This is a genomic window from Salinibacterium sp. SWN1162, assembly GCF_015864675.1.
Classification (GTDB): domain Bacteria; phylum Actinomycetota; class Actinomycetes; order Actinomycetales; family Microbacteriaceae; genus Rhodoglobus.
The window spans coordinates 1553602-1576535 of record NZ_JADYWT010000001.1; the positions used below are offsets into that span (position 1 = coordinate 1553602).

The window sequence follows — 22934 nt, forward strand, 5'->3', positions numbered from 1 at the left end:
CGAGCTAGGGGCGGCGGAATCTGGGCAGACGATTGATCGTGCGTTGCTCCGGCAGCGTCCAGTTGAAGAGCACCGAAAGAACCCGAACGCCGACGGTGATGCCCACACAGATTGAGGCCGCCACGAATACCGGAACGTCGAAGTTGCGCATGATGACGAGGCTCGTCGCGCCCGATACCGCAGCGACGGCATACAGCGAGCCCACGTGCATGAGGGCGATGGGCATTGAAAGAAGCATGTCCCGCAGGATCGATCCCCCCACGCCCGAGATAGCGCCGACGAAAATGGCCGGCACCTCGGGGAGTCCCATGGCAAGTGCTTTGGTCGTGCCGATCGCGCCGAAGAGCCCAATGGTGAGAGCGTCAAGAACCGTGATGACCGGACCCATCCGTGCGATCAGTCGCTCGAGCAGCATCCCGAACAGTGCGGCCCCGGTGGCGACGATGAGATACCAGTTGGTGGTGAGCACTGCGGGGACTTCAGAGAGCACGACGTCGCGCACGATGCCGCCGCCGAACCCTGACGCTAGTCCGATGATCGCGACGCCGAGAAGGTCAAGGCGGCGGTCCCGAAACTGGGCCGCGAACATCGCACCCTGCATGGCGCCGACGCCGACCGCTAGCAGCCCCGCCCAGAGCGGAATCTCGAAAGTCTCGTTCACGAACCATTCGTACCACGCGTGACGCGCGCAGCGCAGTTGCGCTCCGGGCAAGCCTGCGATCTCCGAGCAACTCGCGCGTTTGCTCCGCGTCCGCGCCCTGCCCCTAGCTCTGTTCCTGTCCCTAGATCAGTTGCTTACCCTGCCGCTGTTCCTGACGTTCTGAACGTGAATGTGAACGTGCCGGCGTCGTCATCGAGGCAGACGTCGGAAACTCAGGAGATCGGGGGCAGCGGATGTCTGGGGTGCACCGGATCCGGCCTCGGCGTTGTGCGCAGCGCGGCGATTTCCTGAATTTCCGTGAGGCTCCGGTCCGGTGCGGTGCGCGCGCCCTGCAGGGCAGGTCGAGGGGCGATGCGCGCTGCGCACGCACTGTGGGACATGTTGTGCGGCGACGTGCTCGGCGTCATCGTGCGCTGAGTGGGGTTCCGCAGGGAGAGCGCCCGTGCTCCCTTCTGGAAACTCAGGAGAAACAGACCTGCAGCCGCCGCCGGGGCGGGTGAATGGGTCATCTTTCCTTCGACGCACGCGATTCTCCTGAGTTTCCGAAGGGGAGCAAACGGGCGTGCGAGCTGCTCAGCGCGCGGGCAGGGTGCTCAGCCGGCGGGCAGGGCGCTCAGCGAAACGGAGTTGGCGCGGGCCGTCGCACAGCAAACTCGCGACAACCGGAGGATACTTGGGAGGTGCCTACCTATCGTGATGAAGCTGTCGTGCTGCGCACCCACAAGTTGGGTGAAGCTGACCGCATCGTGACGATGCTCTCGCGTGAGCACGGAAAAATCCGGGCGGTGGCTAAGGGTGTGCGTCGCACAGCCTCGAAGTTTGGGTCACGGTTGGAACCCTTCATGGTCGCCGACATCCAGTGCTATATCGGTCGCAGCCTCGATATCATCCAGCAGGCGGAGTCCCTTGGTTCCTATGGCTCGGACATCACGGCCGATTACGCGAGCTACACCGCCGCAAGCGTGATGGTCGAAACGGCGGACAAAGTTACGGATGACGACGGCTCGCTTCAGCAATATCTCTTGCTGGTGGGTGCATTGCGTTCTCTTTCGCGGCGCGAGCACAATCCGAGCCTGACGCTCGACTCCTACCTCTTGCGGAGCCTCTCGATCGCCGGTTGGGCCCCGAGCTTTGTTGATTGTGCGGTGACTGGTGCTCCGGGGCCGCATTCCGTCTTCGTCGCGCAGATGGGTGGCGTGGTCGCCGATGAGGTTGCCCCGCCCGGTTCACCGCGACTGAGTCCGGCGACCCTCGAACTGCTCGGCGCGTTACTTGCCGGTCAGTGGGATGTCGCTGAGGCCTCTGACGAGCGCGCACGCTCCCAAGCCAGCGGTGTTGTTGCCGCGTACACTCAGTTTCATTTGGAGCGCAGCCTTCGCTCCATTCAGCATGTGGATCGGAGCGCATGAGCCGCGTAGCAAAAACTCACAAAGATGCTGTGGAGTTTCGTCCTCTTGATTGGACAGGCATCCACCCGCCAGCAATGCCTAAGGGGTCTGTTCCCGAACACATTGCTCTCGTCATGGACGGCAATGGACGCTGGGCCAACGCGCGCGGCCTGACGCGCGTGGAGGGTCACAAGGCAGGCGAGGCGAGCCTGCTCGATGTCGTGGCCGGTGCTATCCAAATCGGTGTCAAACACATCAGTGTTTATGCGTTTTCAACCGAAAATTGGAGTCGATCGCCCGAGGAGGTCCGCTTTCTCATGGGCTTCAACCGCGACGTACTGCACCGTCGGCGTGATCAGCTCAACGAGTGGGGAGTGCGTGTGCGCTGGGCGGGGCGACGCCCGCGCTTGTGGACCTCGGTGATCAAAGAGCTGCAATTCGCCGAGAAGCTGACTGAGAACAACAGCACCATTACTCTCACTATGTGCGTGAATTACGGTGGCCGCACTGAAATTGCGGATGCCGTGCGCTCGATTGCCGATGAAGTTGCGGCAGGCAAGCTGAAGCCGTCTGCGGTCTCAGAGAAGCTCATCCAGAAGCGCCTGTATCAACCGCAGCTGCCCGATGTTGACCTGTTTGTGCGGTCGTCGGGGGAGCAGCGGATGAGCAACTTCATGCCCTGGCAGAGCGCGTATGCCGAGATGGTGTTCCTCGACACGCTCTGGCCTGATTTCACGCGTGAAGACCTGTGGCAAGCGATTCGCATTTACGCGAGTCGGTCACGTCGGTTCGGAGGCGCCGTAGACGCGCCAACGGCTACAGCTGAGTAGCTCATTCTTGCGGGTTCGCCCCGCCCGCATCATGTCGTCGGCGTCCTTTTGGTCAGCCTGACTTTAAGGTGTATTCTGTGTTCAGGTCAGCATGACTCTTACTGAATAGTGGAAGGGAGTGGCGATGGAGCAGAGCGAACAAACAATCTCGCTTGCGGTATCAACCGTGATTTTCGCGCTGCGTCCGATTCCCGAATCGGGCGAGAGTGCCCTGTGGATCCCGCTCGTGCGCCGCACCCGTGAGCCCTATGCCAGCCAGTGGGCGTTGCCCGGAGGCTGGGTCGGCAACGACGAAAGTCTCGCGGATGCCGCGGCCCGCAATCTGCTGGAGACCACGGCGCTTGAGCCTGCGTACCTCGAACAGCTCTACGCGTTCGGCGATGTGGAGCGTTCCATCGGTGGCCGCGCAGTGTCCGTTGTCTATTGGGCACTCGTGCGTCAAGAAGAGGCTGATCGTGCCACTGAGGGAGAGAACGTGCGCTGGTTCCCCGCGGACAACCTTCCTGAACTGGCCTTCGACCACAACGTGATTGTCGACTATGCGCTCTGGCGTCTGCGCACCAAGATGGAGTACTCGCGCATCGCTCGGGCATTCCTGGGCGAGACTTTTACCCTCAGTGAACTGCGCATCGTGCACGAGGCTGTGTTGCAGAAGCAACTCGACCCCGCCAACTTCCGTCGTCAGATCGAGAATTCAGGTTCACTGGTTCCCACTGACCACGTTGTCTCGGGAGGGCGCCACCGGCCTCCGAGGCTGTACCGCTATGACGAGGGCGTAGAGCTCGTCGACAACGGCCCTCTCGGCCACCTCAAGACAGGGAGCACTCGTGTCATCCATTGATTCGACCATTCAGCGCATCACCGCGACGGGCGACGGGGAAACCTGTGCGCCTGAGCTGGCCGACGGGCCCTGGACGTTCGACCTGGGGGTTCCGAGCTACGGCCCCGGAGCATCCATGGGCGATGTGATTCCCACGGGTGCACCCCGCCAGGGACAGTTGCCTCTGGAATACCAGAAGGCTTCGAACGAAGATCTGCACGCCCGCATCGTCGCGGCCAAGGCCACGTTGGGTGACCGCGCGGTTGTGCTTGGGCACTTCTACCAGCGGGATGAGGTTGTGCAGCACGCTGACTTCCTCGGCGATTCCTTCCAGCTCGCCAACGCGGCGCAGACAGTTCCGAACGCCGAAGCGATCGTGTTCTGTGGCGTTCACTTCATGGCCGAGACGGCCGACATCCTGGCTCGCGAGGACCAAGCCGTGATCCTGCCGAACCTTGCCGCCGGCTGCTCAATGGCCGACATGGCCGACATCGACTCGGTAGAAGAGTGCTGGGAACAGCTCACCGAGATCTACGGAACCGAACCGGATGCTGATGGCCGCGTGCCGATCATCCCCGTGACCTACATGAACTCTTCGGCAGCGCTCAAGGGCTTCTGCGGTCGTAACGGCGGCATCGTCTGCACCAGCTCGAACGCAACGACTGTTCTCGAGTGGGCCTACGAGCGCGGCCAGCGCGTGCTGTTCTTCCCCGACCAGCACCTTGGCCGCAATACGGCAAAGAAGATGGGCATTTCGACCGATCTGATGCCGATGTGGAACCCCAACAAGCCTCTCGGCGGCAATGATGCCGAGACGCTCAACGAGGCAAAGGTTGTGCTCTGGCACGGCTTCTGCAGTGTTCACAAGCGCTTCAATGTTGGCCAGATCGAACAGGCCCGCGCCGAGCACCCCGGTGTTCGCGTAATCGTGCACCCCGAGTGCCCGATGCCGGTGGTGGACGCCGCTGACGAGGCAGGGTCGACCGACTACATCCAGAAGGCTGTTGCGGCGGCAACCGAACCGACAACGTTCGCGATCGGTACCGAGATCAACATGGTCAACCGCCTCGCTGCCGAATACCCCCAGCACACGATCTTCTGCCTCGACCCGGTGGTGTGTCCGTGTTCGACGATGTACCGCATTCACCCTGGCTATCTCGCGTGGGTTCTTGAGGGCCTTGTGCGCGGCGAAGTTCTCAACCAAATCACTGTCGCCGATGATGTGGCAGCACCGGCACGCGTGGCCTTGGAGCGGATGCTCGCCGCGAAGCCACCGGTAACGACGAAAGAGGCTTAACCATGGCACGGGTCATTGTCGTCGGCACCGGTATTGCCGGCCTCATCACCGCCTACCGGGCGAGCGCTCATCACGAAGTGGTTCTCGTCACTAAGGCGGAACTGGCCGAGAGCAACACCAAGTACGCCCAGGGCGGCATCGCCGCGGTGCTCTTCCCTGATGACACCGTCGCAAGTCACGTTTCCGACACGATGATCGCGGGCGCGGGACTGTGCGAGCGGGATGCCGTTGAAGTGTTGTGCAGCGAAGGCCCGTTGCGTGTGCAAGAACTCATCTCTCTCGGGGTGGAATTCGACCGCATCGCCAACGGTGAGCTTGCTCGGGGGCACGAAGCGGCGCACTCCTCGCGGCGCGTCATCCACGCCGGCGGAGATGCCACGGGGCTTGCGATCGAGGTTGCACTCTTGCGCGCGGTCAAGGCTCTGGCGGTAGAGACCTACGCCTACACCTTCATGCGTGATCTGGTGACCGAGACGGATGCCGACGGCACGCCACGCGTCACCGGCATCGACGTCATTGCTCCTGACGGCAACTCGCGCGTGATCGACGGCGACATCGTCGTTCTAGCCAGTGGCGGAGCCGGCCAGCTCTACAAGCACACGACGAACCCGTTTGTCACGACGGGCGACGGGGTGGCCGCTGCCTACCGCGCCGGTGCGGCTCTGGCCGATGTCGAATTCTTCCAGTTTCACCCGACGTCGCTTGCGGTGCCAGGCAACCCTCTCGTCTCGGAAGCGGTTCGCGGCGAGGGCGCAACGCTGCTGGATGAGAACGGCAAGCGCTTCATGTTCGACGTGCACCCCGATGGTGAACTCGCCCCGCGCGATGTCGTCGCTCGCGGCATCGCCCGAGCCATGGAGAAGCAGGGCGGGCGGCCCATCATGCTCGACGCCACCGCGCTGGGCTCTGAGTTCCTTGCCAAACGATTCCCCGGCATCAGCGAGGTGTGCGAAGAGCACGGCTTCGACTGGGGCACAGCGCCGATTCCGGTGACGCCTGCAGCGCACTACTGGATGGGCGGCATCCGCACCGACATCTCTGGCCGCACGAGCGTGCGCGGTCTCTATGCCGTGGGGGAGGCATCCTGCACCGGCGTGCACGGCGCCAACCGTCTCGCGTCAAACTCTCTTCTCGAATCGCTCGTCTTCGCCTGGCGCGCCGCGGATGCTCTCAATGAGCCTCAGCGGGCCATTGAGGTCGAAGCTCTCGAGCCACAGTTTGAGATCACGGGCAAAGAGCCGTTCACGCGCGATCAGCTGCGTGAGCTCATGTGGAGCCACGTCGGACTCGAGCGTGATGCGACGCGTCTGGAGGAAGCATCTGCGATCCTCGCCAGTTGGCACTCTGAGTCGAACACCGTCGAGGGCGCGGAAAACGCGAACCTGCTCGACCTTGCTCGCCTCGTGGTTGTCGCAGCACTCCGCCGTCAGGAGTCTCGCGGCGCTCACGAACGCACTGACTACCCGGAAACCCGAGACGAGCTCGCGTTCTCCACACGCTGGGCAGCGGTCAACGTTGCGGGCGACTTCATCCCCGCAGAAGACGGTATGACCTCACACGATCGAGCAGAAACGGCAACCCGATGAATCAGCAGCTCGTCGACAATGTCATCCTGATGGCCCTCGCCGAAGATGCGCCCTGGGGCGACGTAACGAGCGATGTCTTTGTGCCCGAAGACGCCACCGCCACCGCTGTGCTCAATGCCCGCGAAGCCGGGGTCGCCAGCGGTCTCGACGTCTTCGCTCGCACCTTCCAGCTGGTGGATGCCCAGGCCGAGGTCACGCTGCACGCCAGTGATGGCGACGTGTTCACCGCCGGCCAGCAACTGGCCTCGGTGTCCGGTAACGCCCGCGCTGTTCTGCGGGCGGAGCGCATCGCTCTCAACCTCAGCCAACGGATGTCGGGCATCGCCACGCAGACTGCGGCCTACGTCGCGCAAGTGGCCGGCACGCACGCGCGGGTAGTCGATACCCGTAAGACAACGCCCGGGCTCCGGGCTCTCGAACGTCACGCTGTGCGCTCGGGCGGGGGCCACAACCACCGCTTCAGTCTCTCGGATGCCGTAATGGCTAAAGACAATCACCTCGCGGTGCTCGCAGCCGCCGGTATCGATCTGGGAGAAGCCATTCGTCTCGCTCGTGCCCGTATCGGTCACACCACGCACCTCGAGGTCGAAGTCGACCGTCTCGACCAGGTTGAGACTGTTGTCGCGGCGGGGGTCGACACGATCATGCTCGACAACTTTTCGCTCGATGATCTGCGGGCCGGCGTCGAGCTCGTGGCCGGCCGCGCGATCGTCGAGGCCAGCGGAGGCGTGAACCTCGACACCATTGCGGCGATTGCTGCCACCGGTGTCGATGTCATCTCGGTAGGGGCTCTCACCCACAGTGTCCGCTCGCTCGACCTCGGTCTCGACATCGCGGTGAGTGCCGCCACCTCATGATCTTTCTCGACTCCGCCGCCACCACACCGGTGCGCCGTGAGGTGCTCGAGGCGATGTGGCCGCTGCTCACGGGTGACTTCGGTAACCCGTCCAGCCACCATGAGCTGGGGGAGTCCGCGAAGCGTGCCCTGGATGCCGCCCGCAAGAGTGTGGCCGCGTCGCTGGGGTGCCGGGCATCCGATGTCGTATTCACGTCAGGGGGCACAGAGTCAGACAACCTCGCCATCAAGGGCCTCGCGCTCGCCGAGCCGCGCGGGCGCCATATCGTCACGAGTGCGATTGAGCATGAAGCGGTACTGGAATCCGTCGACTATCTCGCGCGCCTCCACGGTTTCGAGATCACCGTGTTGCCGGTGAACGCCGCGGGGCTGATCTCGCTTGATGACGCTCGGGATGCCCTGCGCCCCGACACCACACTCTGCACCGTCATGTACGCCAATAACGAGATCGGTGCGGTGCAGCCCATTGCTGCGCTCGCCGAACTCTGTCACGCGCAGGGAGTGCCGCTGCACACGGATGCCGTGCAAGCCGCCGGCTGGCTGCCTCTCGACGTTGCCGGGCTGGGCGTCGATGCCCTGAGCCTGTCGGGACACAAGCTCGGCGCGCCCAAAGGTATCGGCGTGCTGATGGTCAAGGGGCGACGCAGCCTCGAGCCCGTGTTGCACGGCGGAGGCCAAGAGCGCGGAAAACGCTCCGGTACGGAGAACGTTGCGGGCTCTGTCGGATTCGCCCATGCTCTTGCGCTCGCCGAGACCGATCGGGCCGCTCGCGCGCTCGCTGTCGCCCAGTTGCGGAACGATTTTGTCTCTAACGTGCTGGAGCGCGTTCCCGCCGCGATCTTTACAGGGCCTGCCGTGGCTGGCACTCACGATCATGATCACGATCACGCGGGCGCCCAGACTGATGCGCAGGCTGCCGCCGACGGCGATGCTGCAACCCCCACGCTGGTCTCCACACCCACTCGTCTCCCCAACAACGCCTCGTTCTGCTTCCCCGGCACGAGTGGAGAATCGCTCCTGCTCGAACTCGGCCGCGCCGGCATCATCTGCTCAGCAGGGTCTGCCTGTGCCGTGGGCAGCGACGACGTATCCCATGTGCTCACAGCGCTCGGGATCGACGAAGCGATCGCTCAAACCGCCGTGCGGTTCAGCCTCAGCGGGGATACGACAGCCGAACAGCTCGCCACCGTCGCCGCCGAGGTTGAGACCGCGTACCGCGCGGTGCGCTCACTCTCGCAGTAACGTGGCCTCGCGCCGCAGTCCGCCGCGGGCAGCCCGGCCGGGCACCCGCTGCCCGCTCGCGCAGCGAATCCGTGGTCCAGCCGCTGCTAGCTCCGAGCGGGGTAGTCCTTCAGACCCCAGGCGGCCCCACCCAGCGCTGTCAGCGTCGCAATTGTCGTCGCCACGCTAGGAATGCGCGTCGCCCCCGGTTGAATCACATACTGAATCGTGCGCTCACTCGACGGCTGAGGGGCATGGATGCTCACACCCTCTGGCAGGGTCAGCGACGACAGCGCGAGCTGGGGGAGAAGCGCTACGCCCAGCCCACGGGAGACAAAGCTCAGTACGGCGAGAGCATTATCCGTCTCCAGTCCGATCTCAGGGGCGAAACCCTCGATATTGCACAGGGCGAGCAAGTGCCCGCGACAGAGGGCGCAGCCCGCAATCCACGCGTCGTTGGCAAGGTCGGCCAGGCTCACGCTGTCCGCTTTGGCTAGGGGGTGAGCGTCGGGCAGCACCAGCACCACCGGCTCGGTAAACAGGGGAACTGTCGTGTGGCCGCCATCGCGCGACAAGTGTGGGTCGGCGCGATCCTCCGGGTACGAAAACGTAATCGCCAGATCCGCGGCGCCATCTCTCAGTAGCTGCAGCGCCTGGGGTGGCTCAGCCTCCACATAGTTCACCGTCAAATTCGGATGCTGCTGCCGCAACTGACGAATCAACCGCGGTACGAGCGTCGACGACGCCGTCGGGAAAGCCGCGATGCGCACCGTACCGCTCGACAGGCCGGCCAGTTCTGCGAGTTCGGCGCTCGCCGCATCCACCGCATTGAGTACGGTCACGGCATGACTGGCGAGGACCCGACCGGCCTCGGTGAGCCGAACCCCACGACCCGAGCGCACAACAAGCGCGAGTCCAAGGCGGGACTGCGTCCGGGTGAGGTGTTGGCTGAGGGCGGGTTGGCTGTAGCCGAGAACGCGGGCGGCTTCGCTGATGGTGCCGTGCTCGGAGATCGCGCGGACGATGCGCAGCGAGAGAAGGTCTGGAGTGGTGTCCATCGTGCGAGTATAACTAAACGTGATTGTTTATATCTCAATCATGCCCTTGTCGCATGTATCGAGCGCGCGGGAGTATGAAGACATGACCTCCCCGGCGCTGGCACACGCAATCGGCAGTTTTGCGAATACTCACGGCTACCTCTCTGCCGCCACCATGGGGCTCCCGACCTGCGCCGCGGTCACTGAGATGACGACCAAGCTCCAGTTATGGGCCACAGCGACGTGCAACCCCATGAACTACGGCGACATCGTTGAGCGCACGCGTGGCCACTACGCGCGACTCGTGGGAGTGGATACCAGTCGCGTCGCCATCGGATCGCAAACCTCGGTCATGGCCTCGCTCATCGCCTGCTCGCTGCCGGCCGGCTCCGAAGTGCTCGTCGTCGAATCCGACTTCACCTCGATCGTCTTCCCGTTCTTGCAGCACCGCGACCTCATCGTTCGCGCCGTGCCTCTCGCCGAACTCGCGGATGCCATCACCGACAGCACTGCGCTCGTCGCGTTCTCGCTCATCCAGTCCTGCAACGGCAAGGTAGCCGACGTTGACGCGGTTCTCGCTGCAGCCGCAGCCCACGGCGCCCGCACGCTGTGCGACGTGACTCAAGCCGCCGGCGTGTACCCGGTGGATGCCAGCCAATTCGACGCGACCGTGTGCCATGCCTACAAATGGTTGTGTTCGCCGCGCGGCGTCGCGTTCCTCACGATCTCTGAGCATTTCGCCGAGCACATCACGCCCGTGCAAGCCGGCTGGTACGCCGGGGAAGACGTCTGGGGCAGCGCCTACGGCACCGAGATGAACCTTGCGAAAGACGCTCGCCAGTTCGACGTGTCACCCGCGTGGCAGGCCTGGGTGGGAGCCGAGCATCCGATCGCCATGTTTGCCGACCTCGACATTTCCGAAGTCTGGGCGCACTGCACCGGGCTTGCCAACCAGCTTTGCGATGAACTCGGAATCGAGCGCCAGAACCAGGCCATTGTGACGTGGCCGGATGAATCCGGAGCTGACCTTGCCAAGCTCGCGGCCGCAGGAATCACGGCCTCCGGTCGCGCTGGTCGCCTTCGCGCCGCATTCCACCTCTGGAATACCGAAGAAGGCGTCGCGGCGGTTATCGCCGCGCTGCGCGGCTAGCTAAACTGGTCGTCCGCCGACCGTGCATCCAGCTCGGCTGACTATTGGAGTTTTAAGTGGCTACGCCTAACCCCCTCGACGCCGTAATCAATCTCGCCAAGCGCCGAGGTTTCGTCTTCCAATCGGGAGAGATCTACGGCGGTTCACGCTCAGCTTGGGACTATGGCCCGCTGGGAACCGCCCTCAAAGAGAACATCAAAAAGCAGTGGTGGCAGACCTTCGTTCAAGGTCGCGAAGACGTCGTCGGGCTCGACTCGGCCGTCATCCTGCCCCGCAAGGTGTGGGAAGCCTCCGGCCACGTCGAGGTCTTCTCCGACCCGCTCGTAGAATCGCTGCACACCCACAAGCGCTACCGCGCCGACCACCTTCTCGAAGCCTACGAAGAGAAGCACGGTCACCCTCCCGTGAACGGGCTTGCCGACATCCGCGACCCTGATACCGGTCAGCCCGGATCGTGGACGGAACCGCAGAACTTCTCGGGACTCCTCAAGACTTACCTCGGCCCCGTCGACAACGAAGAGGGCATGCACTACCTGCGCCCCGAAACCGCTCAGGGCATTTTCACCAACTTCGCCAACGTCATGGGTGCTGCGCGCATGAAGCCGCCCTTCGGGATCGGTCAGGTCGGAAAGTCGTTCCGTAACGAAATCACGCCCGGAAACTTCATTTTCCGTACTCGTGAATTCGAGCAGATGGAGATGGAATTCTTCGTCGAGCCCGGCACCGACGAAGAGTGGCACCAGACCTGGATCGACGAATCCATGAAGTGGTACACCGACCTCGGTATCAACCCCGAAAACCTGCGCTTCTACGAGCACGCTCAAGAGAAGCTGTCGCACTACTCGAAGCGCACCGTGGATGTCGAGTACCGCTTCCGCTTCGCCGGCAGCGAGTGGGGCGAACTCATGGGTATCGCCAACCGCACCGACTTCGACCTACGAACGCACTCCGAGGCATCCGGATCTGACCTGTCGTACTTCGATCAGGCCAAGGACGAGCGTTGGACTCCGTTCGTCATCGAACCCGCGTTCGGACTCACCCGTGCGCTCATGGCGTTCCTCATCGACGCCTACGCCGAAGACGAAGCGCCCAATGCTAAGGGTGGCGTAGACAAGCGCACCGTTTTGCGCCTCGACCGTCGTCTCTCGCCGGTGAAGGTTGCCGTCTTGCCGCTGTCGCGCAACGAGCGTCTCTCGCCGATGGCGCGGGGCGTTGCGGCTGATCTTCGCAAGTACTGGAACGTCGATTTCGACGACGCCGGAGCTATCGGTCGTCGCTACCGTCGTCAAGACGAAATCGGCACGCCGTTCTGCGTCACGATCGACTTCGACTCGCTCGACGACAACGCGGTCACGATCCGTGAGCGCGACACGATGGAACAGAAGCGCATGCCAATCGAAGAGCTGCGTGGCTACCTCGCGCAGGAGCTCATCGGCTGCTAGCGAGCTGTAATTGCAGCAGGGCCCACAGCGTCGCTTGCTGAAAGTGGGTACTGCGTAAAGCGGACCCGGAACACGTTCCGGGTCCGCTTTTTCGTGCTCGTGCTCGTGCTCGTGCTCGTGCCCGCTGCCTGCTGCCACGCTGGCTGCTGCCACGTGCCTGCCTCCCTGTCGCGGCGCTCGCCACGGTCACGGTCTCTCTCCCGCTGCAACTCAGCTCTCTTCCGCCAAGTCTCTTTCTCGGCTGCTCCACCTGCGCCAACCGTCGGAAACTCAGGAGATCCGCGCTCGTGAGTCGTAACCCTCGCAGTCTCTCCACTAGGTTCCGGACCTTCCGCGATTTCGCCAGAACGAATCTCCTGAATTTCCGAGCTGCACAACTCGTCAATAGCGTCAGTCCGGCCGACTCGTCAACAGATGTGGCGCAGCAGCGGGCTCAGCTCCCGCACTCGAAGATGCTGTTCTGATGGTAGATGTCAGCGAATTGGTGAATGAGCTTGGTGGGCTTGCCCAGAAACGCGAACTTGTTGCGCGAGGAGTCCGAGATATCGATCTGACTCGCGCAGTCAGGCAGGGCACGATCGTTCGGGCTCGTCAGGGGTGGTACACCACCTTGGACGAGTCGGAACCGCGAGTGAGAGCGGTGCGAGTCGGCGGTCGCCTCACCGGCATTTCGGCGATTGCCGACTGGGGCGGCTGGGTTCTTGAGGAGCATCCACTCCAAGTATCGGTACCCGGCAACGCGTCTCGATTGCGCAGCCCATGGAACCGACGGCGCCGGTTGGGTGGCGCGCGCGGCGTGAAGCTGCACTGGGATTCACCTGCAGTCAGTGATCGGGGAACTCGGTGGCATGTGAGCGTCGCTGAGGCACTCAGACGAGTCATCGTCGATGAGAGTCTTGAGACGGCCGTTGCAGCTGTTGACTGGGCGTTGCACTCCGGGCGCATCGACGGGTTCGACTTTGAACTGTTAATTCTCACGTTGCCTCGGCATAAACGTTCGATTCGCGCTTGGGTGGATTCCCGAAGTGAGAGTTTGCCCGAGAGCCTTGCGCGCACTCGGCTCACGATGCGGGGGCATCGAGTCGAGCTGCAGGTCCCGGTCGGTTCCAAGAGGATCGACTTGGTGGTGGACGGGGTGATTGGAGTCGAAGTCGACGGCCGACGTTTTCATGCCCACACATTCGAGCAGGACCGGCTGAAGGCGATCGAAATGACGATCGCTGGCTTTCACGCACTGAGTGTGAGCGCCTCAATGGTTTTCGGGCAATGGGAGCTTTTTCTGCGCGCTCTGGAGGGTGCACTCGGCCGCTCCAGGTCTGCCAGCCTTGAATACTCAGGAGATACCGTGCATCTACGAAAATCAAGTCCACGAATGCTGGTGCCTTCGGGCTGAGTATCGGAGATCTCCTGAGTTTGCGAAGCTCAGGGACGCTCAGGGACGGTCAGCGTCGCTCAGCGAAGCTCAGCGCCGTTCACGAACGCGACCAGGGAATACTTCACGCTCCCCGGCGTTAATGCTGAGGTGAATGATTCAGCAAACCCGATTGCCCCTGTCAAAATCGATATCTGGTCTGATGTTCAGTGCCCCTGGTGCTACATCGGAAAGCGCAGGCTCGAAGCGGCTGTGGAGAGCTCTGGCATCGCGGTCGACATCGAGTACCACTCGTTCGAACTCGCGCCAGATACCCCGGTGGAGTACGAAGGCACGCCCACTCAGTTTTTGAGTGAGAGCAAGGGCTTGGCGTCGCCGCAGGTGAAGGAGATGTTGACCCGGGTCACCGACATCGCCACGAGCCTCGGCCTCGACTACGACTATGACCACATTCACCAGACAAACACCATCAAAGCGCACGAACTTCTGCACTTCGCAAAGGCGCAGGGCCGTCAGCTTGAGATGAAGGAACGCCTACTAGAGGCGTACTTTGTCAAGACCGAGCACGTCGGTCGCGTCGCGGATCTCGCGGATATCGCGGCGTCCATCGGCTTCGATCGCGACGAAGTTGTTCGTGTACTTGAGTCGAACGAGTACCTCCCGGCGGTGAAGGCCGACATGGAAACCGCGATGCAGTACGGCATCCAAGGCGTGCCATTCTTCGTTATCGAGGGCAAGTACGGGGTTTCAGGTGCGCAGGAAAGTGAAACCTTCGCTAACGTACTCACACAAGTACTTACCGAAAGAGATGCGTAACGCAATGGATGCCGCAACGAAGCCACTCCCGACCTTCGCACTTCAGCAGCTCGGCGACCCGAATGCGGTGGCTTGTGAAGGCGACGCCTGTGGCATCGTCGCGGATGATCACCGTTCGCAAGCTCTCGTGAACCGGCAGATCGACGAAGGTCTCGTCTAGCCCACAAATCCGCGGTTCGACCATTCGATGAGTTCAGCAGCGCTCGCATGTTCGGGCGCTGCTTTGGCGACTCGCGAAGGTATGAGCGTGAGCGGCGCAGTGGTTGGGCGCGCGGGCAAGGACGCGTGCTGGGCAACCGGTGCGTTGAAGCGTTTATTGATCAGAGCGCCGATGATGGCTCCGCCGCCGAAACCGACGGGCAATAGCAGCAGGTAGAGCGTGGGGTCGAGGTTCGCACTCGAACCGACGGCGAGCACTCCGGCAGTGCCGACCACCGCTCCGATCGCGAGCGATACCCACCACCGTTGCAATCGCGCATTTTCCTTGTCCCAAGCGCGTTGGGCTCGCAGTTGCTCGAGCGCTTCTTCGCGTGGTGCGGGGCTCACCCACAGGCGTGCTTCGAACCGGAAGACATTCGGATGCTCGTCAAGGGCCATTAGTTGCTTCCTGCGTCGGTCGTGATGTCGGCAACGATCGCGTCGAGGCCGCTGATCAGCTTGTCTGCCTGCACCCACGCGGTGTGCCCGTGATCGCCGGCACCCATGGACACGCGCTTTCCGACCATGCGTTCGTCGGCGTAGACGGGCCACGCGGTGGTGCTGCCGAGCGGGGTGATGGTGCCGCGGGCGTACCCGGTGGCGTCGAGCGCTACCTCGGCGTCGGGCATCCGGAGTTTGTTGACGCCCACGAGCGCACGAAGTTTCGGCCACGATATCTGGCGATCGCCGGGCACGAGTGCGAAGAGAAAGCTGCCGTCACTGCGCTTGACGACGAGCGACTTCACGATCTCGGCGGGGGTGATTCCCAACAGCTCAGCGGCGTGTTCGAGCGACGTTGCTGGCGCGCGTTCGACGATCTCGATGGGGATGCCGCGGCGTTCGGCATCGTCGCGAACGCGGTCAGTTCCTGCCGTCATTCGGGGCCTCCCGGTAGATGCGGCAAGGTTCAGGCTTGCCGTGGGACAATTGGTACGTGACTATTCTTGCCCCTGCCGACCCGCGTGTCGCGCCACAGCTCTCTATTGGGAACCTCGACCTCGATGTTCCCGTCGTTTTGGCGCCCATGGCCGGCATCACCAACACCGCTTTCCGCCGCCTGTGCCGCGAGTATGGTGCTGGCCTGTACGTCAGCGAAATGATCACCAGCCGTGCGCTGGTCGAGCGCACGCCCGAGAGCATGCGTCTGATTACGCACCACGAGTCGGAGACGACGCGCAGCATCCAGCTTTATGGCGTAGACCCGAAGACGGTGCGCGAAGCAGTCACCATGCTGGTGGCTGAAGATCGTGCCGACCACATTGACTTGAATTTCGGATGCCCGGTTCCCAAGGTCACTCGCAAGGGTGGGGGAGCGGCGCTGCCGTGGAAAATCGATCTGTTCCGCGACATCGTCGAGGGCGCTGTAAAGGCTGCTGGAGATGTTCCATTGACGATCAAGATGCGCAAGGGTATCGACGCTGATCACCTGACGTATCTCGAAGCTGCCCGCGTGGGCGCCGGCGCCGGGGTCGCCAGTATCGCGCTGCACGCTCGCACTGCCGCCGATTTCTACTCGGGCCACGCCGACTGGTCGGCGATCGAGAAGCTCAAGAACACGATCACCGATACGCCCATTCTCGGCAACGGCGATATCTGGAGTGCGTCCGATGCTCTGCGCATGGTCGATGAGACCGGATGCGACGGGGTCGTTGTCGGCCGCGGTTGCCTCGGTCGTCCGTGGCTGTTCGGAGATCTCGCTGCCGCCTTCCGGGGTGAGACCCTCAAGGCCGAGCCCACCCTTGGCCAGGTAGCCGCCGCATTCAAGCGTCATGCCGAACTCTTGGTCGAATTCTTCGGCGAAGAAGATCGCGCGTGCCGCGATATCCGTAAGCATGTTGCCTGGTATTTCAAGGGCTATTCGGTCGGTGGCGAGCTGCGCGCCGGCATGGCAGCAGTTCAGTCGCTCGATCACATGGACGAACTGCTCGGCAATCTTGACTGGTCGCAGGAATACCCCGGCATCGATGCTGAGGGCCAGCGCGGCCGTGCGGGTCGCCCGAAGAAGCCGACGCTTCCGCAGGGGTGGCTCGACAGCCGCGAACTGCAGGAGTCGCACCGTTCCGAGCTGAACCAAGCAGAATTGAGTACCAGTGGCGGTTAAGGGCTATACGGAAGCAGACGCCGAGCGTTGGTTTCCTGAGCAGCATTCGAGTCGCCGCAGTGATTTTGCGCGCGACCGGGCACGGGTGTTGCACTCGAGCGCGCTGCGTCGCCTTGCGGCCAAAACTCAAGTTCTCAGTCCCACGATGGGCACCGACTTTGCCCGCAACCGTCTCACTCATTCGCTCGAGGTCGCTCAAGTTGGCCGCGAGCTTGCCGACAGTCTGGGGCTCGACCCGGATGTCGTCGACACGGCCTGCCTTTCTCACGATCTCGGGCATCCGCCCTTCGGCCACAACGGTGAGCGCGCACTCAACGAGTGGGCGGCCGACATCGGCGGTTTCGAGGGCAACGCTCAGACCCTGCGGCTCTTGACACGCATCGAGCCCAAGGTGTTCGGGCCCGACGGCAAGAGTTACGGTCTCAACCTCACGCGGGCCAGCTTGGACGCGAGCACGAAGTACCCCTGGCCTAGCGCTCAGGGTATCCCCGACCCGAGCGGTCGTAGCAAGTACGGTTTCTTCGACGACGACACGGCAGCCTTCGAGTGGCTGCGGGCCGGCGCGCCCGATCGTCAGCGCTGCATCGAGGCTCAGGTCATGGACCTTTCCGACGACATCGCCTATTCCGTGCACGACTTTGAAGATGCCATTGTGGGCGACTTTATTGACGTCACGGCGCTCGGCGCCCGCGTGAATCACGACGACCTCGTGAAGTCGATGTTCGAGTGGATCGGCGGCGAGTTCACGCACGACGAACTCATCGCGGCCTTCGACCGTCTCGATCTCCTCGACCCGTGGCTTGATCAGTGGGACGGCAGTCGTGCCGCTCACGGTCGCCTCAAGAACCTCACGAGCCAGCTGATCGGCCGCTTTGCCGGCGCCGCAGTGCAGGCCACGCGCGAAGCTCACCCGACGGATGCTCTTGCTCGCTTCGGCGGCAGCTTGGTCGTGCCGAAAGAGATTCAGGCGGAGATTGCGGTGCTCAAGGGCATCGTCGCGGCCTTCGTCATGTCGACGAACGCGCGTCGCCCGATCTACCAGCAGCAGCGCGACGTGCTCACCGAGCTCGCCGATGTCTTGCTCTGGACGGCTCCCGTGAACCTCGATTCTGGTTTCACGGCGGATTGGAATTCCGCTGAGAACGATCACCAGCGCAAGCGGGCAGTAGTAGATCAGGTGGCTAGCCTCACGGATCAGTCCGCGATTGCCTGGCACACACGACTGGTTGGCTAGAGTCGTCGGCCGGTCGGCCTAGAATTGCGATTGTGGCTGGCCTGATTAAACGAAGCGATATCGACGAGGTGCGTTCGCGCACTAACCTCGCCGATATTGTTGGCGACTACGTCACGCTCAAGAGCGCCGGTTCTGGCTCCATGAAGGGCCTGTGTCCCTTTCATGAGGAGCGCAGCCCGAGCTTCCACGTGCGACCCCAAGTCGGCTTTTATCACTGCTTCGGATGCGGTGAAGGCGGCGACGTCTACACATTCCTGCAGCGTATGGACCACGTCTCATTCTCCGAGGCCGTCGAACGCCTTGCCGGCCGTATTAGCTACGAACTTCACTATGAGGATGGCGGCGCGGCGACCGATCACGGCAATCGCGCGCGTATCTTGGCTGCGAATCAGGCGGCATCCGAATTTTTCGTCGCCCAGCTAGCGAGCCCCGAGGCAGCCCCCGGGCGCAGCTTTTTGGGCGAGCGTGGTTTTGACCAGTCCGCTGCCGAGCGTTTCGGCATTGGCTTCGCGCCTCGCGGTGGCGTGCTCATGAAGCACCTCAACAAGCTCGGCTACTCCTCGGAAGAACTCGTTGTTGCCGGCCTCATCGGCAAGGGGGAGCGGGGCGACTATTACGACCGTTTCCGCGGCCGCCTGGTGTGGCCAATCCGCGATGTCACGGGCCAGACTCTTGGCTTTGGCGCTCGGCGTCTGCTTGACGATGACAAGGGCCCTAAATACCTCAACACTCCCGAAACGCCGGTTTATCACAAGAGCCAAGTGCTCTACGGGCTCGATCTTGCCAAGAAAGACATTTCGCGCGGCAAGCAGATCGTCGTAGTCGAGGGCTACACGGATGTCATGGCCTGCCATCTTGCTGGCGTCACGACCGCGGTCGCCACCTGCGGTACGGCGTTCGGCGTGGACCACATCAAGATCGTGCGCCGCATGATTGGCGATTACGACAACGCAGACACGACGGCCACGGGCGAGGTCATCTTCACTTTCGACCCGGATGAAGCGGGCCAGAAGGCCGCGAACCGCGCCTTTGCCGAGGAGCACCGCTTCGCCGCGCAAACCTTCGTTGCTGTGGCGCCCGATGGCCTCGACCCATGTGACCTGCGGCTGAAGAAGGGCGACGGTGCGGTTCGTCGCCTCGTCACCACGCGCAAGCCCATGTTCGAGTTCAAGATTCGCCGCGAACTGGCCGTGCACGACCTCGAAACGGTAGAAGGCCGTGTAGCGGCGTTGCGTGCTGCGGCCCCCGTGGTCGCGGGCATCCGCGATTCGGCACTGGGTATTGGCTACGTCCGCAGCGTTGCGGGATGGCTCGGTATGGAGCCGACCGAGGTGCAGAACGCCGTGACCGCAGCGAAGCGCACCGCAGCCCCGTCGGGGCCGCCTAAGGCGCAGCAGCAGTCGCAGTACGAGTCATCCTCCCAGCGCCCGCCAGAGGGCTTCGGCGAGGAGCCAGCGCAGCCTGGCCCGTCGATCATGAGCTTGAAAGTCGATGCGATTACGCGCCTTGAGCGAGACACCCTCATGGCGGTGTTGCAGCATCCGGATGTCGTGGGTGCCGAGCTCATGGGCAAGCTCACTCAGATTGCAATCGCTGAGCCTTCGCTCGCGGTCGTGCGCGATGCCATCGCCTCTCTCGTGGATCGCGCGCTCGAACCCGGCTGGGCATCCGCCGTCGCTGACGAAGTGCCGTCATCGTTCTCCACCTTCGTGAAGCAACTGAGCGTTGCGCCGATTCCGGAGCGTGAAGAACGCATCCCGGTGTACTGCGTGCAAGTGACAACCGATCTCATCGAGCGCGACTTGCTGCGCCAAAAGCGCGAACTTCTCGGAGTTTTGCAGCGCATGGACCGCGAGAGCGATCCCGAGCGCTATGTGCAGACCCAGCGAGACCTCATGAGGATCGAAGCGGAGCGTCGAGCGCTCCGCGAAGAAGGCTAGTCTCCGCTCTTTGGTTGCGTTCGTGTAAATATCCCCCATTCGCGGGTAAACGATCTAGTCTCGAAGGTTCCTCGTGTGTTACTACTGAGGAACTACGATGCGCGGCGCCTACAAACGCGCCGTCGCATTTTCTGCACGCAACAGGAAGAGGTAGACGGATATGACATCCGCATCCAAGAGCAGCAAGCGAGTCCTTGCTGTAGTTGCCGGCTCAGCAGCGTTCGCGCTCGCTTTGACTGGTTGCCAAGCTGGGGGAGACTCCGACGCTGGCAGTTCCGAGTCGCTTATCGTGGGCACGACTGACAAAGTCACGTTCCTCGACCCGGCCGGTTCGTACGACAACGGTTCGTTTGCACTGATGAACCAGGTGTACCCGTTCTTGCTCAACTCGCCGCTCGGCACCTCCGATGTTGAACCTGACATCGCCGAGTCCGCCGAGTACACGAGTGAAGACGAATACACGGTCGTACTCAAGGCGGGCCTGAAGTTCGCCAACGGCAACGACCTCACCTCGTCTGACGTGAAGTTCAGCTTCGACCGCCAGGTCGCGATCAACGACGAGAACGGCCCTTCGGTTCTTCTTGGCAACATTGAGAGCGTGGACGCTGTCGATGACACCACGATCGTCTTCAACTTGAAGAACGGCAACGACCAGACGTTCGCGCAGATTCTGTCGAGCCCGGCCGCACCGATCGTCGACGAAGAAGTCTTCTCGGCTGATGCGGTCACCCCCGACGACGAGATCGTTGACGGCATGGCGTTTGCTGGCCAGTACGTCATCGACAGCTACGACTTCAACAACATTGTGTCGTTCAAGGCCAACCCTGACTACCAGGGCGTTCTCGGCGCTGCGGCGACGGACAGCATCACGCTGAAGTACTACACCGACGCGTCGAACCTGAAGCTCGATGTTCAAGAGGGCAACATTGACGTCGCGCACCGCAGCTTGTCTGCCACCGACGTTGCTGACCTTGAGGGCAACGACAACGTCAACGTGATCGTTGGCCCCGGTGGAGAGATCCGCTACATTGTCTTCAACTTCGACACTCAGCCGTTCGGTGCGAAGACTCCTGAGGCGGATGACGCCAAGTCGCTCGCTGTTCGTGGCGCTGTTGCTGACTTGATCGACCGGCAGGAAATCTCCGACCAGGTCTACAAGGGCACCTACTTGCCGCTGTATTCCTTCGTGCCCGATGGATTGACCGGTGCTACTGAGGTTCTCAAGGACCTCTACGGCGACGGCGAAGGTGGGCCGAGCGTTGAAGCAGCGCAGAAGCGTCTGGCAGATGCGGGAGTCGAGACTCCGGTGAAGCTCAACCTTCAGTACAACCCTGATCACTACGGTGAGTCCTCGGGCGACGAGTACGCGCTGGTCAAGAGCCAGCTCGAGGCTGACGGAGTGTTTGAAGTCAACCTGCAGTCGACCGAGTGGGTTACCTACGCGAGCGAGCGCACGGCAGACGCCTACCCGGCCTACCAGCTCGGCTGGTTCCCGGACTATTCCGATGCCGATAACTACCTCACCCCGTTCTTCGGTGATGGTAACTTCCTCGGAAACCACTACGCGGATGCTGAAGTCAACGATCTGATCGTCGCTCAGGCAACTGAACTCGACCCTGCCACGCGCGAGGGAATGATCGAGGACATTCAGGCAAAGGTCGCAGCGCAGCTGTCGACCGTTCCGTTCCTTCAGGGAGCGCAAATTGCTATCACGGGCAAGGATGTCACCGGAGCTACGCTCGACGGTTCGTTCAAGTTTCGCTACGGCAGCTTGGCCAAGTAGGAGCAATTCGCTCGAGTTAGGCCTCGGCCTAGCGTTCTGACGCAGGGGGTGGCCCACACACAATGTGGGTCACCTCCTCGTCTTCGTTCTCTGCACGATAGGTAGGTATGTCGCAGTCCGCTTCCGCCGTGATCAATCCGGCACCGTCAGAACCGCCAACCCGGCGTTTTCGGGGGATCACAAATCCTCTCGCTCGTTTTCTTATTATTCGTTTTCTCCTGATTTTCCCGACCGTGTTCATCCTCGTAACGATGGTGTTCCTCTTGATGCGCTCGATCGGCGATCCCATTACAGCGGCACTGGGGGACCGTCTCACGGCGGCTCAGCTCGCTGAGCGTATTAGCGCCGCCGGTTACGATCGTCCGATTCTGGTGCAGTATTTCGAGTACCTCGGGCAGATTTTCACCGGCAACTTCGGCACAGCGATAACCGACGGCCGCCCGGTTTCGGAGTTGCTCGTCACCTACGGCAGCGCCACTCTTGAGCTTGCGTTCTACGCAGTTCTCGTCGCGCTAGTGGTCGGTATCCCTCTCGGCATGGTCGCGGCCTACTTCCGTGACAAATGGCCGGATGCGGTGCTCCGCGTCGCGGCGATTCTTGCGTACGCGACCCCGGTGTTCTTTGCGGGGCTGTTGCTCAAGCTCGTGTTCGCTGTGTGGCTGAAGGTACTTCCTGTCGCCGGCCGTGCCTCCACTCGCACGGAATTGCAGTTGAGCACTCTCGACGACAAGTCGGGCATTTATCTCATCGACGCCTTCCGCTTGGGTAGTCCTGCAGCGATCGGCGACGTGCTTTCGCACGCCGTGCTTCCCGGCCTGGCGTTGGGATTGCTGACGGCCGGAATCTTCCTGCGCCTCGTGCGCACGAACGTCATCGGCAGCCTCTCCATGGACTATGTGGATGCTGCTCGCTCACGTGGCGTGAGCGAATACCGCCTTGTGCGCAAGCACGCCTACAAGCCCGCGTTGATTCCGATCATCACGGTCATTGGTCTTCAGATCGCGCTCTTGCTCGGCGGCGCAGTGCTGACAGAAACCACCTTCGAATGGAAGGGCCTGGGCTTCAAGCTCGTTGAGTACCTGGGTGCTCGTGACTTTGTGGCGGTGCAAGGCATCGTGGTCCTGCTCGCCGTGATCGTGGCGCTCACCAACTTCATCGTCGACATCATTGCGGCGATCATCGACCCGAGGGTGAGGTACTAA

At 62.5% G+C, this 22934-nt stretch carries 21 protein-coding genes; 17 read left to right on the forward strand and 4 right to left on the reverse strand.

Features of this window, described 5'->3' with window-relative positions; all coding sequences use genetic code 11:
• Positions 1–4: 4 nt before the first annotated feature.
• Positions 5–661 (reverse strand): trimeric intracellular cation channel family protein, encoded by a 657-nt coding sequence (locus I6E58_RS07345; protein WP_129071595.1) that lies wholly within the window; start codon positions 659–661, stop codon positions 5–7.
• A gap of 680 nt (positions 662–1341) precedes the next feature.
• Here I6E58_RS07345 and recO point away from each other — a divergent pair.
• The 7 genes from recO (at position 1342) to I6E58_RS07380 (ending at position 8680) form a co-directional block, all read left to right on the forward strand.
• Entirely contained in the window at positions 1342–2070 is a 729-nt protein-coding gene (gene recO / locus I6E58_RS07350) for a DNA repair protein RecO (RefSeq protein WP_197131839.1), read from the forward strand.
• Positions 2067–2879, forward strand: coding sequence for an isoprenyl transferase (locus tag I6E58_RS07355; protein WP_197131843.1), 813 nt, complete (start codon positions 2067–2069; stop codon positions 2877–2879). Before recO ends, I6E58_RS07355 begins: the two co-directional genes overlap by 4 nt.
• Before the next feature lie 124 nt (positions 2880–3003).
• Entirely contained in the window at positions 3004–3720 is a 717-nt protein-coding gene (locus I6E58_RS07360) for an NUDIX domain-containing protein (protein WP_129071592.1), read from the forward strand.
• Positions 3707–4996, forward strand: a complete 1290-nt coding sequence (gene nadA, locus I6E58_RS07365) for a quinolinate synthase NadA (protein WP_129071591.1) — start codon at positions 3707–3709, stop codon at positions 4994–4996. Before I6E58_RS07360 ends, nadA begins: the two co-directional genes overlap by 14 nt.
• A gap of 2 nt (positions 4997–4998) precedes the next feature.
• A complete protein-coding gene (gene nadB, locus I6E58_RS07370; RefSeq protein ID WP_197131846.1) occupies positions 4999–6582 on the forward strand; it encodes an L-aspartate oxidase in 1584 nt (527 codons plus the stop codon).
• On the forward strand, positions 6579–7439 hold the full coding sequence (nadC, locus tag I6E58_RS07375) for a carboxylating nicotinate-nucleotide diphosphorylase (RefSeq protein ID WP_197131849.1): 861 nt from the start codon (positions 6579–6581) through the stop codon (positions 7437–7439). The genes nadB and nadC overlap by 4 nt, the downstream gene beginning before the upstream one ends.
• Positions 7436–8680 carry a cysteine desulfurase family protein gene (locus I6E58_RS07380; RefSeq protein ID WP_197131852.1) on the forward strand — a complete coding sequence of 415 codons (1245 nt, stop codon included), beginning with the start codon at positions 7436–7438 and terminating at the stop codon, positions 8678–8680. Before nadC ends, I6E58_RS07380 begins: the two co-directional genes overlap by 4 nt.
• An 86-nt stretch (positions 8681–8766) precedes the next feature.
• On the opposite strand, the gene I6E58_RS07385 is transcribed toward I6E58_RS07380, so the two are convergent.
• Positions 8767–9717 carry a LysR family transcriptional regulator gene (locus tag I6E58_RS07385; RefSeq protein WP_197131855.1) on the reverse strand — a complete coding sequence of 317 codons (951 nt, stop codon included), beginning with the start codon at positions 9715–9717 and terminating at the stop codon, positions 8767–8769.
• An 82-nt stretch (positions 9718–9799) separates the two neighbouring features.
• Here I6E58_RS07385 and I6E58_RS07390 point away from each other — a divergent pair, with 82 nt between their 5' ends.
• The 5 genes from I6E58_RS07390 (at position 9800) to I6E58_RS07410 (ending at position 14636) form a co-directional block, all read left to right on the forward strand.
• A complete protein-coding gene (locus I6E58_RS07390) occupies positions 9800–10846 on the forward strand; it encodes an aminotransferase class V-fold PLP-dependent enzyme (protein ID WP_197131859.1) in 1047 nt (348 codons plus the stop codon).
• 56 nt (positions 10847–10902) lie between these two features.
• Positions 10903–12288: a glycine--tRNA ligase gene (locus I6E58_RS07395; protein WP_129071585.1), complete on the forward strand. Its 1386-nt coding sequence runs from the start codon at positions 10903–10905 to the stop codon at positions 12286–12288.
• An 850-nt stretch (positions 12289–13138) separates the two neighbouring features.
• Positions 13139–13681, forward strand: coding sequence for a hypothetical protein (locus tag I6E58_RS07400; protein WP_197131861.1), 543 nt, complete (start codon positions 13139–13141; stop codon positions 13679–13681).
• 129 nt (positions 13682–13810) lie between these two features.
• Positions 13811–14476 (forward strand): DsbA family oxidoreductase, encoded by a 666-nt coding sequence (locus I6E58_RS07405; protein ID WP_307842017.1) that lies wholly within the window; start codon positions 13811–13813, stop codon positions 14474–14476.
• A complete protein-coding gene (locus I6E58_RS07410) occupies positions 14469–14636 on the forward strand; it encodes a hypothetical protein (RefSeq protein ID WP_197131863.1) in 168 nt (55 codons plus the stop codon). Before I6E58_RS07405 ends, I6E58_RS07410 begins: the two co-directional genes overlap by 8 nt.
• On the opposite strand, the gene I6E58_RS07415 is transcribed toward I6E58_RS07410, so the two are convergent.
• Together I6E58_RS07415 and I6E58_RS07420 are read right to left on the reverse strand one after the other, a co-directional pair.
• Positions 14633–15073: a hypothetical protein gene (locus tag I6E58_RS07415; RefSeq protein WP_197131865.1), complete on the reverse strand. Its 441-nt coding sequence runs from the start codon at positions 15071–15073 to the stop codon at positions 14633–14635. The two genes, I6E58_RS07410 and I6E58_RS07415, sit on opposite strands and share 4 nt — an antisense overlap.
• Complete coding sequence (locus I6E58_RS07420) at positions 15073–15552, reverse strand: aminoacyl-tRNA deacylase (protein WP_197131867.1); 480 nt, start codon at positions 15550–15552, stop codon at positions 15073–15075. The genes I6E58_RS07415 and I6E58_RS07420 overlap by 1 nt, the downstream gene beginning before the upstream one ends.
• 17 nt (positions 15553–15569) lie before the next feature.
• Here I6E58_RS07420 and dusB point away from each other — a divergent pair, with 17 nt between their 5' ends.
• The 5 genes from dusB to I6E58_RS07445 all read left to right on the forward strand — a co-directional run bounded on the left by dusB (position 15570) and on the right by I6E58_RS07445 (position 22934).
• Positions 15570–16775 (forward strand): tRNA dihydrouridine synthase DusB, encoded by a 1206-nt coding sequence (dusB, locus tag I6E58_RS07425; protein ID WP_231595167.1) that lies wholly within the window; start codon positions 15570–15572, stop codon positions 16773–16775.
• Positions 16765–18009 (forward strand): deoxyguanosinetriphosphate triphosphohydrolase, encoded by a 1245-nt coding sequence (locus I6E58_RS07430; protein WP_197131872.1) that lies wholly within the window; start codon positions 16765–16767, stop codon positions 18007–18009. Before dusB ends, I6E58_RS07430 begins: the two co-directional genes overlap by 11 nt.
• A 32-nt stretch (positions 18010–18041) precedes the next feature.
• The gene (gene dnaG, locus I6E58_RS07435) at positions 18042–19949 is read left to right on the forward strand and encodes a DNA primase (RefSeq protein ID WP_197131875.1); all 1908 of its coding nucleotides are present in this window, start codon (positions 18042–18044) and stop codon (positions 19947–19949) included.
• A gap of 160 nt (positions 19950–20109) precedes the next feature.
• Positions 20110–21732, forward strand: a complete 1623-nt coding sequence (locus tag I6E58_RS07440; protein ID WP_197131878.1) for an ABC transporter substrate-binding protein — start codon at positions 20110–20112, stop codon at positions 21730–21732.
• 107 nt (positions 21733–21839) lie between these two features.
• A complete protein-coding gene (locus I6E58_RS07445) occupies positions 21840–22934 on the forward strand; it encodes an ABC transporter permease (protein WP_197131881.1) in 1095 nt (364 codons plus the stop codon).